Origin of the sequence: Streptomyces sp. DvalAA-14 (genome assembly GCF_900091855.1) — a bacterium.
GTDB lineage: Bacteria > Actinomycetota > Actinomycetes > Streptomycetales > Streptomycetaceae > Actinacidiphila.
This window is the reverse complement of sequence record NZ_FMCH01000187.1, coordinates 1-13294: the sequence shown is the minus strand read 5'-3', so window position 1 is coordinate 13294 and position 13294 is coordinate 1. Positions and strand designations below refer to the sequence as shown.

Here is a 13294-nt window from a genome sequence, read left to right as displayed (position 1 = left end):
CCGCCGACGTCCTGCCGCTTCCGAGCTCAGCGGACCTGCCCCAACTGCGCGCATTCGCCTTCAGCCGCGACGGCGCCACCATGGCGACCGGCGGCGAGGACGGCACCGTACGCCTCTGGGACACCGCCACCGGACACACCATCGCCACCCTCACCGGTCGCACCGGCCGGGTCGACGCCATCGCCTACAGCCCCGACGGACACACCCTGGCGACCTGCGGCCAGGACGGCACCGTGCGCCTGTGGGACACCGCCAGCGGCGAACTGCGCGCCACGGCGACCGGACCGACCGCCCCGCTCACGTCGCTGGTGTACAGCCCCGACGGACACACCCTGGCCGCCGGAGGCGCCGACCACAGCCTGTGGCTCTGGACGGACACGACCCCAACTCCCGCCCAGGAGATCGACCGAATATGCCAGACCCTCCACCGCGACCTCACCGCGGCCGAACGCCGGACCTACCTGCCCGGCGACACCCACCCCGCCTGCACCGTCCATTGACGGAGGCTCGAACGGCTCACCGACGGCCTGGACGCCGCGCCGGCTCAGCTCGGCGCGGGCGGCGTCGACGCTGTCCACCTGCAGGCAGACGTGCTGGTAGCCGCCGTACCGCAGGCTCACCGCCACCTCGTCGGTGACCTCGTCGGGGGAAGGGCGCCGGGGAGCCGAGGATTTCGAGGTGGAAGCCGTCGACGTCGGGCGGGCTGAGACAGGCCAGCCGGAATTCGCCGAACGGCCATTCCCGCAGGACGCGGAAATCGAGCTTCTCGGTGTACCAGGCGGTGGCGGCCTGAACGTCAGCCTGCCCGACCGGATCGGCGCCATGGCTCGGGCCCTAGGCCGTGTCTGACAAATCCCGCCTGCCCCGCGGCGTCTGGCACGCGCGCTCGCTGCGTTGTCGGGGTCGTCCGAGTAGCCCACTACGAGGGCGACCCTCCGCCTTGCGATCGCACGCACCAGACGCCGCGGGGCCCCGCCCTGCGGGCGGACGGCGCTATTTGTCAGACACGGCCTAGACGCGGGCGGTCGAGGTCACCGCCGTAGATGGGCCACCCGTGGTGGAGTGGGATCATGGTCTCAGCCGAGGCCGGCTGGCTGTGTCCGGCACCCTCAGAGGCCCGGCAGACCGTCCTGTTCGACTTCGAACCGGCCGGGGCCACGCACGTCCCGATCGGCGCCCGGACCGCCGTGGAAACGACCACGGCGACGCAGAGCACGAGCGCGCCGGCGACACCGGCCCCGGCTACGGCTATGGCGGGCGAGGCCGGGATTCGGCGGGGATTTTCGGCATACGCAGGGTCGGATGGGCGGTTGCCGCACGGAAGCCGAGGATGCGCGGTCGTCTGCACGCGGGGATGTCGGCGGTTCGGGCTGCACCGCCCTGGCAACTCTGTCGCCGGTACAGCAGATATCCGATTTCTCGGCTGCGCGGCGCGGTGCGGACGACATCTCTCCCGATTGCTCGACGGGCGACGGTCGTGTGGAGCGGTGGGCGCCGCTGGGCCCGCACCGGGGCCCAGCGCCACGTTTGGACCGGAGTACACCCGGGCGGACGTGGAATATCTGATGCGGCAAGGGCAGAAATTCCGGCAGGCCGGCCGTAGTCTTTTATGCCTTTGACGGCACAGCATTCGAAGGATCCGACATAACCGCTGGTGGCGTGCTATGGTTTCTACCAGTTGCAGTTGTGGTTCCCAAAGACTTCAAGTGCCCTTGTCGCCATGAGCGGCGGGAGCGCTTTTGTATTTCCGGTGCTTTCCGGATGGGGTAATCATTGCGGCGACGCGAAATCCGCACAGTGCGGATTTCGAGCACTGCCCCTGAAGGAGATTTGACATGGCATCTGGTACCGTGAAGTGGTTCAACGCGGAAAAGGGTTTCGGCTTCATCGAGCAGGACGGCGGCGGCGCTGACGTGTTCGCCCACTACTCGAACATCGCCGCTTCCGGCTTCCGCGAGCTGCAGGAAGGCCAGAAGGTGAACTTCGACGTCACCCAGGGCCAGAAGGGCCCGCAGGCGGAGAACATCGTTCCCGCCTGACGCTGGCGCGCACAGCAGGCCGGGGCCCGCACCTTGGGGTGCGGGCCCCGGCCTGCCGCTTTCCCCCGGTGGTCCCGTAGTCACCGGGGCGCCGTGACAGCGACGAGCCCCGCCGGGCGTCCGGCGGCCGGAGCTTTCGAGCGGGTCGCCCGCTTCGCACCTTCACTTTCATCGGTTCGTTCTTGTGTTCCCCGTCGCCGTTTGCTGCCGCCCGGGATTCCTCGACGTACCGCATCGAGGAAAGGTTCTCCATGAACCGCACTGTTCGCACGACCGATCGTTCTTCCCGTACCCGCTCGTCCGGCGCCGACCGCGGCGGCTACCGCGGGCAGGCCCCGAGCCGCTCCGGTGGGCCGTCCCGCTCGGCCGGCTACGGAGGCCGGCGGCCCTCGGCCCCGCAGGGCGAGTTCGCGCTGCCCGTCACTCTCACTCCGGCCCTGCTCCCGGTGGAGACCTTCGCCGAGCTGGACCTGCCGCCCGCGCTGCTGTCGTGCCTGGTCGCGCAAGGGATGGCCGTGCCGTTCCCGATCCAGGCCGCCACGCTCCCGAACTCCCTGGCCGGCCGCGACGTCCTGGGCCGGGGCCGCACCGGATCGGGCAAGACCCTGGCGTTCGGGCTGGCTCTGCTGGCCCGCACCGCCGGGCAGCGCGCCGAGCCCGGGCAGCCGCTCGCCCTGGTCCTTGTCCCGACCCGGGAGCTGGCGCAGCAGGTTACCGACGCCCTCACCCCGTACGCCCGCAACCTGCGGCTGCGGCTGACAACAGTCGTCGGCGGCATGTCCATCGGCCGCCAGGTCAATGCCCTGAGGGCGGGGGCCGAAGTCGTCGTGGCGACTCCCGGCCGGCTCAAGGACCTCATCGACCGCGGTGCGTGCCGGCTGGACCAGGTCGCCGTCACCGTGCTGGACGAGGCCGACCAGATGGCCGACATGGGGTTCATGCCGCAGGTCACCGCTTTGCTCGACCAGGTGCGCCCCGGCGGCCAGCGGATGCTGTTCTCCGCCACCTTGGACCGCAACATCGACCTGCTGGTGCGCCGGTACCTCACTGACCCGGTGGTCCACTCCGTCGACCCGTCGGCGGGCGCCGTCACCACGATGGAGCATCACGTCCTGCACGTGCAGAACACCGACAAGCACGCCACGACGACCGAGATCGCGGCCCGCGACGGCCGGGTGCTGATGTTCCTGGACACCAAGCACGCCGTCGACAAGCTCACCGCGCACCTCCTGAACAGCGGCGTGCGGGCCGCCGCGCTGCACGGCGGCAAGTCCCAACCGCAGCGCACCCGTACCCTCGCGCAGTTCAAGAGCGGACATGTGACGGTGCTGGTGGCCACCAACGTCGCAGCCCGGGGCATCCACGTCGACGACCTCGACCTGGTCGTCAACGTCGACCCGCCCAGCGACCACAAGGACTATCTGCACCGCGGCGGCCGCACCGCCCGGGCCGGCGAGTCCGGCCGCGTCGTCACCCTGGTCCTGCCCAGCCAGCGCCGCGAGATGACCCGGCTGATGGCCACCGCCGGCATCACCCCCCAGAGCACACAAACCCATTCCGGGGAAGCCGAGCTGACCCGCATCACCGGCGCCCGGACCCCCTCCGGCGTGCCCGTCACCATCACCGAGCCGGTCGCCGCACGCACCAGGCGCGCCGCGTCCCCCTCTTCCTCTTCGCGCGGCCGGCGCGGCCGCCCCGCGCAGGCCCGGCGCTCCACCCGGCCCACCCCGACAGCGGCGGGAACCGCACAGCGCCAGTCCTCCTTCGGTTCGGCGGCCTGACCCTCCCGCACCGCCCCGTGTCCATGGAAGCAACCCGTTTCCGTCCCCGTGCCGAGCCCCTGCGAGGTCCCATGCGCTGCATCATCGCCCGCTTCGCCTTCAACCTGACCAAGAGCGACGTGCAAGCATCGATGAAGGGCATCAAACCCGAGATCATCACGGGTGAGTCCGCGATCATCGGCCGGCGTCACTACCCCGTCAAACAGGTGGGAGAAGTCGTCACCCGCCAGGACCGCCGCGACTTCACCGCGGCCGAGATGACCCGGGCGCTCCGCGACCTGGGCTTCACCTGCCGTACCACCGCCGGGGCCGCACCCACGAGCGCCCTCCCGCCATTCGAGACGGCAGCATCGTTGCTGGGCATCCCCGTAACAGCCTGACAGTCGGAGAAACCCGCCCGCTCGCGACACCCGAACCTGCGGGCCGGGGGCCGTGGACGCGTGGGATCTGCGGAATCTGTTCTCGTCCGTGGCGTTTGCAGGAAGGTGTGAAATGGCTACGGGAATTGTGAAGTGGTTCAATGCGGCCAGAGGATTCGGCTTCATCGAACAGCGGGACGATGGCGCCGATGTATTTGCGCACTTCTCGAACCTGGTGGATCAGAGTCTTCTTGGGCTGGTCGAAGGCCAGAAGGTGAGCTTCGACCTGAGGCAGAGCCCGAAGGGCCCGCTCGCGGAGAACATCGCGTGCGAATGACGCCGAGTTGCCGGGCTCACTGTGTGCGGCAGAGTCGATCGCACGGAAGCACGGGCGTCCGACCGGATCCCGGTAAGCGAAGTGCTGGTCCTTGCCGGCTTCCGCCCTCGTCCTCGTGGTCTCCGAGCTCGTCACCGGCACACCGCTACGCGGCGGCGCCCGACTGTCGCACATCGGGCACGAGCCGCCTCCGGCGGGCTGATCTACCGTGGGCTCGCGGCCCCTTGCCGCGATACCGACGAAAAATCTGTCGTGGACACAGTAGACTTTCGTACATTCGCTAGCTAGTCTCAAGTCCGGCGAGCCCGTGCGACGAGGGGCTGCAGGCCAGGTCAACGTTGACGTCCTGCCTTGTCACCGCGCACTCGGGCACCACAGCGCTGTGGGACATCCGACACGCAACGCCACTGGCACACGCCTGCGTAAACCAAATGACGAAGAGTTGAGATGCCGTCGGGCGCAGCTCCGCAGACAGCAGCGCGCCGGCTTCCCCCAGGACGGGGGTCCGATGAACGCAACCCTGGCGCCGAAGGAGACACCGTCATGCTGATGCCTCACCCCGCCACACTGCAGTCGCTGATCCGCCGCTACGAGAACCTGCAGGACAAGGTCGGCGCAGCCGACTGCCCTGAGGCGCGCCGACACCTCGAGGACACCGTCTACACCCTGTGTGTCTCCACTGGCACGCGGGACGTCGACGAAGCGCTGCGTTTCGCGCACCGGCACTGCGAGCGCCCGTTGGAGACAACTGGGGCCTGAAGCCGACAAGGGACAGTCAGGGAGCGCCGGCTCGCGACGATTTCCGCTCCGCGACCGCCAACCCGGGTTGTTGATCCGCGATCCGGACTGGCCTTCCACGACGCGGGAGTTCCAGGGCAGTGTGAGGCCCGCGGTGACGGCGTCGAGGTCGCGTTCGAGGTGTCGGGCGAAGTGCCGGAGGCTGGGCAGGTCGGTAGTGGAGGTGGCCGCTTCGATCCAGGTCGGCCACATGGTCGCCCTGGAGGTGAGCGACCACGTGGCCGAAGGAACGGACGTGCTCGGCAAGTGCCGCCAACTCGGGGCAGTTGGCCAGGACGGCATTGAGGAAGAAGGGGGCCCTGTCACGGCTGGCGATCTCGATGGCGGGCCGCTCGGCGGGCCAGGCCGAGAGCCTGTCCGCCTCCCGGTCGGGAAGGAGGTCGACCGGGCGAGGTGTCTCGACGTCGACGAGCACGGTTCCGTAGACACGGCCCTTGCGCGGGGCGTACTCGTCCACGCCGACCACGGGGAGTGCTGCGATGGCTGGGTCCGGAAGCGAGGTGAGCAGCCTCAGCAGGGTGTTCCGGCTGACCGGAACCTTGAGGGCGTCCGTCATCCGGGTGCCGGCCCGGCCCGCGAGCGCAAGGGCGACCGACACCGGCGCCGACCGTAGCCGCTCGGTCCGTCGCCCGAACCTGCGGGCGAGACCGGGTACTTGCTCGGCGAAGGTCATGCGCTCGCAGGACTTCTCCTCGCAGACGAACCTCCGCACTGGCAACGACACCACGACGAACCTGCCCGCCGTCGGCAGATCACGAGGAAATCGCAGGTAGGAGCCGTGTGTTCGCCCCGACCAGCACCCGCACCCGGACAGGCCGCCCGCCCCGCGGTCGTACGGGCCTCGCTCCGGATGACCGTGGCGGTCACATCGACCGATTCCACCAACACGCCCGCCGCCGAGGAAAACAGCAGCTCGTTCAGCTGCGGCAGCACTTCGTTCATGGCGAGGGACAGTCGACCACACCACCGTCCAGTCAGGCGATTTTCGGGCGGTCTTTAGTGGTCGTAGGCGGTCAGTGCAAGACCAGCAAGGTCCACCTCGCTGCCGACCGCAAGTGCCGCCCGCTGGCGTTAATCCCGGACTCCATCTGCGCGCCTCGATGATCTGGATCAAGGACCTCGTCCGAACATCTCCTTGATCGCGGCCCTATCGGCGTTTCAGCAGGCCAGCATCTTCTGAATGGCCTGGCGCGTCACCCCAAGTTCACGTGCGATGTCGGCCTGCGATACGCCCTGGTCAAGAAGGCCCTGCATCAAATCGCGCCGCTCAATGGCGAACTGCCGGGCCACGCGCGTGTGGTGGATGGCTTGCGCGCGCGCCTCCTTGATCCGCTCGATGGTCAACTGATGCGCGGAGAGATCATTCGTGTTTGCCATGCCTTCATAGTGACAACCCCTGGTTGTCGACGTCAACCCCTAGTTGTCAGAGATCCACCTGCCCACGAGATGATCACGACTCAATACGCGCCTTAGGGGCCGTTTCAGAAGTGATCTTGGTGGATTGTCGTGCACCGGGCCGCCAGGAGGAGCAGCCTCTGTGCCTGGGCCCAGGTCAGCCGTAGGTCGGGGTAGCTTGCCGAATGTCGGCATGCGCGAGCCCGCCATGTGAGAAGACTGCTGCAGCAATCCGAAGGTGTGGCGGGAGGGAGGACCACAGCTCCTCAAGGAGGCTGTCGCGGCTTTCTGCAGCGGTGCGAACCTCGGCGAACGGGTCGCCGGCAGCAATCCCGTAATCGTCTGAGCCGTAGGTCGTCATGAGCACTCCTTCGCCAGGGCCCAGGCCACTGACCTGCACGGTCACCCTGTTGGTGGCCATACGTTCCCCGTTGCTGTGCCGCGCGGCGCCGAACCAGACCCGACCGCCGTCGCGGCCGTCGGCGGTGACGGTCAAGCGAGGGGTGAAGATCGGCGGGTCCGGTTCGTAGTCCAATCCGTCCAGGGCCAATGCGGGATGCTGTCCGGAGCCGAGGCGCTCGGCGACGGTGGCGACCTGTTCCCCGTTGCCGAAGACCAGCCAGTCCCCGCTCTGGCAAGCGGCGACGTAGTGTCGTAGGTGGTCGTGGGCGAGGGGTTCTGACGGGGCGACGATCAGTTCACCTTCAACGGAGCGGTGCAGGGTGCGGGCCTGCGAGGCACTGCTGCGTCCGGTGAGAAAGTACGCGCCAAGTGTGTCGCCGTTGCCGGTTCGACACCACAGCACACCACGTCCCGGGTAGTGATTGTCCTTCAGTACCTCGTTCAGCCATTTCACCCAGTTCGCACTCCTCCGATTCGTTGGCCTCGCAACACAAGGCCGGTGACATCCAACCGGATCGGGAGCAGCGCCACGCAGGGGCTGTTGGCAGTTGCTGTCACAACCACTCGTTGATGCCCGCGACCAGCACGGTCGCCTCGTAGCGGACGGCGAGCCTGTCGTACCTCGCGGCCACCGCGCGGTGACGCTTGAGGCGGTTGATCCCGCACTCCACCGCGTGGTAAGCGCGATTGGCATGGGATCCGTAAGCCCTGTTCTGTGCGGATTTTGTCCGTGCGCGTACGCGGTGGGCCTGGGCCGATCCGGGGCACGCGGAGACGGCCCAGGACGGCCTGAAACTGCGGAGAATCGCCGCGCTGCCCGGCGGTCACCACCAAGGACAGCGGCTTCTGGGACTGCTCGACTGCCAGGTGGATCCTGGTGGTCGGTCCTGCCCTTCCGAAAACCTCGTCCGTGCAGGTCATGCGGCGTGGTGGTGCTCGTGAAGGGTGCCGCCGAGCCCGTCGCCGTGAAGCAGGTGTTGGCGGTTCCAGATGAGGGTGCGATCCAGGAGTCAGTGCCCGGGGCCGCTGGGTGGGGATGGTGGGCGTTCGCGGCCTTCTGCGCTGTCCGGGACTCACGCACTCGAAAGTTTCGAAACTTTCGGGCCGCCAGAAGTCTCTTGATCCGAATTTTGGCGATGTTCACCGAGACAATCCACCTGGGCTTCGCGTAGGAGTGCGCTGAACAGCTCTTTTAGACGGATGGTGAGGCATCGCTCCTCTCGAATCTTTCGATAATTTTGCCGAAAGCATTGACGAGCTTCAGGAGCCAGGCCAACACTGTCGGCGTCGACAGACCCACCTGTCGGCCCGGGTCACCTTTGTGCCCCGGCCCTCCGCTCGCCGAGCGCACGGCCGACAGCCAAGCCTGAGCCGCCGTGCGCTGGACCTCTGTGCGGTCGTCGCGGCCTCGCTCATCGCCGGCGACCCCCCGCAGCGTCCAGTCGCGCTGCCTTCCCCCCACTCCTTCATCAGGAGGAAGCGCACCATGAACCACACATCCGTACAACCACCGCGTCCGAGGCGTAGCGGCCTCGGATCGCTGAACCGCCTGCGGTTGCTGCTCAGTGGTATCTGCGCCGTGGTGCTGGTAGCCGTGGCGGCGATGATGGTGCCCGGCACCGCCAACGCGGACACGATCATCACCTCGAACCAGACCGGCACCAACAACGGCTACTTCTACTCGTTCTGGACCGACGGCGGCGGGTCGGTCTCGATGAACCTGGGCTCCGGCGGCAACTACAGCACCCAGTGGAGCAACGTCGGCAACTTCGTGGCCGGCAAGGGCTGGAGCACCGGATCGCGTCAGAACGTGAACTACTCGGGCAGTTTCAATCCGTCCGGCAACGCGTACCTGTCGCTCTACGGGTGGACCACCAACCCGCTCGTCGAGTACTACATCGTCGACAACTACGGCACCTACCGGCCCACGGGTACCTACAAGGGAACTGTCACCAGCGACGGCGGTACGTACGACATCTACGAGACGACGCGGGTGAACCAGCCCTCCATCATCGGTACCGCGACCTTCAACCAGTACTGGAGTGTGCGGCAGTCCAAGCGAACCGGCGGCACCATCTCCACCGGTAACCACTTCGACGCCTGGGCCAGCCACGGCATGAACCTCGGGACCTTCAACTACCAGATCCTGGCCACCGAGGGCTACCAGAGCAGTGGCAACTCCAACATCACCCTCGGCAGCAGCGGAGGCGGCGGCACCAGCGGCGGCACCAGCGGGGGCACCACGGGCGGCACGACCGGAGGTTCGACCGGTGGTGGCGGCAGCGGCAGCTGCACCGCGATCATGTCGGCCGGTGAGCAGTGGTCCGACCGGTACAACCTCAATGTGGCGGTCTCCGGTTCCAGTGCCTGGACGGTGACCATGAACGTTCCGAGTCCGGAGAAGATCATCGCGACCTGGAATGTCAACGCCACCTGGCCCAGCAGTCAGGTTCTCACCGCCACCCCCAACGGCAGTGGCAACAACTGGGGCGTGACGATCCAGACCAACGGCAACCAGACGTGGCCCACTGTCTCCTGCCGCGCGAGCTGAGTGCGCGTCACCGAGCCAGTCAGGAGAGGAGGAACCTTCCCATGAACACCACATCGCATTTGACGACGCGCACGCTGGTCTCCGTACTGGCAGCCCTCGCGCTGGCGGTGGTGAGCGCGTTCGCCCTCGGCGTCGGCGCGGCCCCATCGAACGCGGCCACCTGTAACGGCTACGTGGGCCTGACGTTTGACGACGGGCCGTCCAACGACCACACGCCGGCGATCCTCAACGCGCTCAGGCAGAACGGGCTGCGGGCCACGATGTTCAACGAAGGCCAGTATGCCGCCAGCTACCCGGCTCAGGTGCAGGCCGAGATCAACGCCGGGATGTGGGTGGGCAACCACAGCTACACCCACCCGCACCTGATCCAGGAGAGCCAGTCGCAGATCGACTCCGAGCTCTCCCGGACCCAGCAGGCGATCGCGGCCGGCGGCGGCGGGACCCCGAAGCTGTTCCGTCCGCCGTACGGCGAGACCAACGCGACCCTGAAGTCGGTCGAGGCCAAGTACGGCCTGACCGAGATCATCTGGAACGTCGACTCACAGGACTGGAACGGCGCCAGCACGGACGCCATCGTGCAGGCCAACTCCCAGCTCACCAACGGCCAGATCATCCTGATGCACGAATGGCCGGCCAACACGCTCTCCGCCATCCCGCGGATCGCGCAGATGCTGGCGGGCAAGGGTCTGTGTGCCGGCATGATCTCCCCGCAGACCGGTCGGGCCGTCGCACCCGATAGCGGGGGCAGCAGCGCCGGAGGCACGACCGGAGGCACGACCGGAGGCACGACCGGAGGCACGACGGGTGGCACGACGGGTGGCACGACCGGAGGGTCCACCGGCGGCACGGGCGGCGGCAGCTGCACCGCCACACTGTCCGCGGGCCAGACATGGTCCGACCGGTACAACCTCAATGTGGCGGTCTCCGGTTCCAGTGCCTGGACGGTGACCATGAATGTTCCGAGTCCGGAGAAGATCATCGCGACCTGGAACGTCAACGCCACCTGGCCCAGCAGTCAGGTTCTCACCGCCACCCCCAACGGCACTGGCAACAACTGGGGCGTGACGGTCCAGGCCAACGGCAACTGGACGTGGCCCACTGTCTCCTGCCGCGCGAGCTGAGCACCACAGGCACCACACGTCCTCTCGTACAGTGGCGCGGCGGCCCCCGCCGCCGCGCCACATAGGGTGCATCCGGCCGGACCGACGGGCGGTAGGGCTGTTGGAGACACCCTCGGCGACGAGCGCCGGGGGAGCCGTTCCGGATGGCGTCCGCGGCGAATGTCGCGCTGCGATTCCTCTCGGTGGGCGGCGGAACGCGTCCCGTGTGAGCGCGCAAATCATCTGGGAGCGCTCCCACTCATCTCTGCATGAAAGCGATGTCACGCACGGGCGTCAAGAGGAGCGACCGCCTTCAACTCGTGAAGACGAAGGTATCGGCACGTCGCCGGCCCCCCTCCGTGCGGACCGGTCCCACGCTCTTGACAGGACGGGGGAGTGGAGAGCACCGTCTCACCCCGAAACCTCTCAGCAACTCCACCGCAACAGGGATGCCCCGGCGCCCGATAGTGAGCGTTAACAATGGCGATCCGCGCACCGCGCGGCTCGCGCTCCGACACTGTCCCCCACCAGTGAGGAAAGCCTGATGACGAGAAACCCGGCGCAGGGCGTGGCACTGCCGCCGACGGCAACAGCCACTGTGCAGGGCGGCCCCGTGCGGGTCGGCCTCGTGCAGGACGGCCCCGAGCGGGTCGGTCCCGCCCAAGGACCCTGCCGCGCCCACCGCTTCGCAGCTTGACCTGCGCACCAACGCCGTGGCTGTCGTCAAGCGACCGCCGGCGGGTCGGCGCCACCTCGGTGAACCGCGTCCACGGCGAGAGCCCTCGCTCTCCGGTTCGCGGTACGGCCGCGCAGCGTCTCACCGCGCGCGACCGCGACCGCCGGTCCGGAGCCGCGAACCCACCGATGACTTGACATGGGAGGTTTCCCGATGCACTCGGGCACAGGCTTTTTCCGATCACGACGCAGCCGATGGGGCGTGTTCACCGCCGCGGTGGCCGCCGTCACGGCAACCATCCTGGCCGTACTCGCGGCCACCCCCGTCCAGGCCGCCACCACGCTCCGGTCCCTGGCCGAGGGGAAGAGCAGGTACTTCGGCACCGCGCTGACCGCCGGCGATCTCAACGTCAGCCAGGAGATGGCGGTCGCCGGGGCGCAGTTCGACATGGTGACCCCCGGCAACGAGATGAAGTGGGACACCACCGAGCCCTCCAACGGGTCCTACAACTTCGGTCCCGGCGACCAGATCCTCAACTGGGCCCAGTCGCACAACGACCGGGTGCGCGGACACAACCTGGTCTGGCACTCCCAGCTTCCCGGCTGGGTCAGCAGCCTGCCGCTGAACCAGGTCCAGGGTGTGATGGAGTCCCACATCACCACCGAGGTCAACCACTACCGGGGCAAGATCTACGCCTGGGACGTGATCAACGAGCCGTACAACGAGGACGGCAGCCTGCGGCAGGACGTGTTCTACCAGGCGATGGGCTCGGGCTACCTCGCTGACGCGATCCGCACCGCGCACAACGCCGATCCGAACGCCAAGCTGTACATCAACGACTACAACATCGAAGGGGAGAACGCCAAGAGCAATGCCCTGTACAGCCTGGCCCAGTCGCTTCTGGCCCAGGGCGTGCCGCTGGGCGGGATAGGTCTGGAGAGCCACTTCATCGTGGGCCAGGTTCCCTCGTCGATGCTGGCCAACATGCAGCGCTTCGCCAGTCTCGGCCTTGACGTGGCGATCACCGAACTGGACGACCGCATCCAGCTCCCGGCCTCCAGCGCGAGCCTGCAGCAGCAGGCGTCCGACTACACCACTGTGGTCAACGACTGCCTGGCGGTCTCGCGCTGCGTGGGCGTCAGCCAGTGGGGCGTGGACGACGGCCACTCCTGGATCCCCGGCACCTTCCCGGGTTACGGCGCGGCCACCATGTACGACAGCAACTACCAGGCCAAGCCGGCGTACAACGCGGCGGTCGCCGCGCTGGGCGGATCGTCCGGCGGCGGCAGCGGCGGTACCACTGGCGGCGGTGGCGGTGGGGGGACGTCGGGTGCGTTGCGCGCGGTGGCCGCGGGCAGGTGTCTGGACGTGCCGAACTCCTCGACGACGCCCGGTACTCAGGTGCAGATCTGGGACTGCAACGGCCAGGCGAACCAGAGGTGGTCGCGTACGTCGTCCAACCAGTTGACGGTGTTCAGCGGGGGCAGCCAGTTGTGCCTGGACGCGTACGGCAACAACGCCTCGCCGGGTACGAAGGTGGAGACGTGGTCGTGCAACGGCGGGAGCAATCAGCAGTGGCAGCTGAACGCCAACGGGACCGTCACCAGTGCGCAGTCCGGTCTGTGCCTGGACGTCACCGGCGCCTCGACCGCCAATGGCGCCCTGGCCGAACTGTGGACCTGCAACGGCCAGTCCAACCAGCAGTGGACGTTCGGATGACCCGACGACCGTGACCCGCTGATCCACCGGCGCCCCGCGTGGGGGCGGAACCGACCACCGCCCCCGCGCTCGCGCGCCGGACCGCACCCCCGCCCGCCGCGCCGGCTGCCGGTTCCCTGGGTGCCGGCGGGGCCGTC

At 68.1% G+C, this 13294-nt stretch carries 15 protein-coding genes; 11 read left to right on the top strand and 4 right to left on the bottom strand.

The features are described 5' to 3' along the window. Window positions 1–500: WD40 repeat domain-containing protein (locus GA0115240_RS09400; protein ID WP_093736202.1), on the top strand; the 500-nt coding region annotated here is incomplete at its 5' end. Between the two features lie 16 nt (window positions 501–516). Here GA0115240_RS09400 and GA0115240_RS39160 read toward each other — a convergent pair. Beyond that, entirely contained in the window at window positions 517–747 is a 231-nt protein-coding gene (locus GA0115240_RS39160; RefSeq protein ID WP_370673301.1) for a hypothetical protein, read from the bottom strand. Here GA0115240_RS39160 and GA0115240_RS36765 point away from each other — a divergent pair. From GA0115240_RS36765 to GA0115240_RS09375, 6 genes are all read left to right on the top strand, one after another. Continuing rightward, on the top strand, window positions 679–849 hold the full coding sequence (locus GA0115240_RS36765) for a hypothetical protein (protein ID WP_161302128.1): 171 nt from the start codon (window positions 679–681) through the stop codon (window positions 847–849). The two genes, GA0115240_RS39160 and GA0115240_RS36765, sit on opposite strands and share 69 nt — an antisense overlap. A 986-nt stretch (window positions 850–1835) precedes the next feature. After that, window positions 1836–2039, top strand: coding sequence for a cold-shock protein (locus GA0115240_RS09395; RefSeq protein ID WP_033176054.1), 204 nt, complete (start codon window positions 1836–1838; stop codon window positions 2037–2039). Window positions 2040–2290: 251 nt separating this feature from the next. After that, window positions 2291–3820 carry a DEAD/DEAH box helicase gene (locus tag GA0115240_RS09390; RefSeq protein WP_093736201.1) on the top strand — a complete coding sequence of 510 codons (1530 nt, stop codon included), beginning with the start codon at window positions 2291–2293 and terminating at the stop codon, window positions 3818–3820. Window positions 3821–3891: 71 nt separating this feature from the next. Then, entirely contained in the window at window positions 3892–4200 is a 309-nt protein-coding gene (locus tag GA0115240_RS09385) for an SCO5918 family protein (protein ID WP_093736200.1), read from the top strand. A 112-nt stretch (window positions 4201–4312) separates the two neighbouring features. After that, entirely contained in the window at window positions 4313–4516 is a 204-nt protein-coding gene (locus GA0115240_RS09380; RefSeq protein ID WP_093736199.1) for a cold-shock protein, read from the top strand. Between the two features lie 543 nt (window positions 4517–5059). Next, the gene (locus GA0115240_RS09375) at window positions 5060–5275 is read left to right on the top strand and encodes a DUF5133 domain-containing protein (protein WP_093736198.1); all 216 of its coding nucleotides are present in this window, start codon (window positions 5060–5062) and stop codon (window positions 5273–5275) included. Window positions 5276–5291: 16 nt separating this feature from the next. On the opposite strand, the gene GA0115240_RS09370 is transcribed toward GA0115240_RS09375, so the two are convergent. From GA0115240_RS09370 to GA0115240_RS09360, 3 genes are all read right to left on the bottom strand, one after another. Next, window positions 5292–6038, bottom strand: a complete 747-nt coding sequence (locus GA0115240_RS09370; protein ID WP_141708786.1) for a transposase — start codon at window positions 6036–6038, stop codon at window positions 5292–5294. Window positions 6039–6472: 434 nt separating this feature from the next. After that, complete coding sequence (locus GA0115240_RS09365; RefSeq protein ID WP_093736196.1) at window positions 6473–6691, bottom strand: hypothetical protein; 219 nt, start codon at window positions 6689–6691, stop codon at window positions 6473–6475. 175 nt (window positions 6692–6866) lie between these two features. Next, on the bottom strand, window positions 6867–7565 hold the full coding sequence (locus tag GA0115240_RS09360) for an IMP cyclohydrolase (protein ID WP_256069631.1): 699 nt from the start codon (window positions 7563–7565) through the stop codon (window positions 6867–6869). A 1032-nt stretch (window positions 7566–8597) separates the two neighbouring features. On the opposite strand from GA0115240_RS09360, the gene GA0115240_RS09345 reads away from it, so the two are divergent. From GA0115240_RS09345 to GA0115240_RS09335, 4 genes are all read left to right on the top strand, one after another. Next, window positions 8598–9662 carry a glycoside hydrolase family 11 protein gene (locus GA0115240_RS09345; protein WP_093736194.1) on the top strand — a complete coding sequence of 355 codons (1065 nt, stop codon included), beginning with the start codon at window positions 8598–8600 and terminating at the stop codon, window positions 9660–9662. A 41-nt stretch (window positions 9663–9703) separates the two neighbouring features. Further along, a complete protein-coding gene (locus GA0115240_RS09340; protein ID WP_093736193.1) occupies window positions 9704–10783 on the top strand; it encodes a polysaccharide deacetylase family protein in 1080 nt (359 codons plus the stop codon). A 523-nt stretch (window positions 10784–11306) separates the two neighbouring features. Next, on the top strand, window positions 11307–11459 hold the full coding sequence (locus tag GA0115240_RS36760; RefSeq protein WP_161302126.1) for a hypothetical protein: 153 nt from the start codon (window positions 11307–11309) through the stop codon (window positions 11457–11459). 240 nt (window positions 11460–11699) lie between these two features. Continuing rightward, window positions 11700–13157, top strand: a complete 1458-nt coding sequence (locus tag GA0115240_RS09335; RefSeq protein WP_256069630.1) for an endo-1,4-beta-xylanase — start codon at window positions 11700–11702, stop codon at window positions 13155–13157. Window positions 13158–13294: the final 137 nt, after the last annotated feature.

Bases quoted from the DNA above. Each gene is read 5' to 3' on its own strand.
- GA0115240_RS36760 (WP_161302126.1), top strand. From the start codon at position 11,307: ATGACGAGAAACCCGGCGCAGGGCGTGGCACTGCCGCCGACGGCAACA.
- GA0115240_RS09390 (WP_093736201.1), top strand. From the start codon at position 2,291: ATGAACCGCACTGTTCGCACGACCGATCGTTCTTCCCGTACCCGCTCG.
- GA0115240_RS09385 (WP_093736200.1), top strand. From the start codon at position 3,892: ATGCGCTGCATCATCGCCCGCTTCGCCTTCAACCTGACCAAGAGCGAC.
- GA0115240_RS09345 (WP_093736194.1), top strand. From the start codon at position 8,598: ATGAACCACACATCCGTACAACCACCGCGTCCGAGGCGTAGCGGCCTC.
- GA0115240_RS09395 (WP_033176054.1), top strand. From the start codon at position 1,836: ATGGCATCTGGTACCGTGAAGTGGTTCAACGCGGAAAAGGGTTTCGGC.
- GA0115240_RS09365 (WP_093736196.1), bottom strand. From the start codon at position 6,691: ATGGCAAACACGAATGATCTCTCCGCGCATCAGTTGACCATCGAGCGG.
- GA0115240_RS09340 (WP_093736193.1), top strand. From the start codon at position 9,704: ATGAACACCACATCGCATTTGACGACGCGCACGCTGGTCTCCGTACTG.
- GA0115240_RS09380 (WP_093736199.1), top strand. From the start codon at position 4,313: ATGGCTACGGGAATTGTGAAGTGGTTCAATGCGGCCAGAGGATTCGGC.
- GA0115240_RS09375 (WP_093736198.1), top strand. From the start codon at position 5,060: ATGCTGATGCCTCACCCCGCCACACTGCAGTCGCTGATCCGCCGCTAC.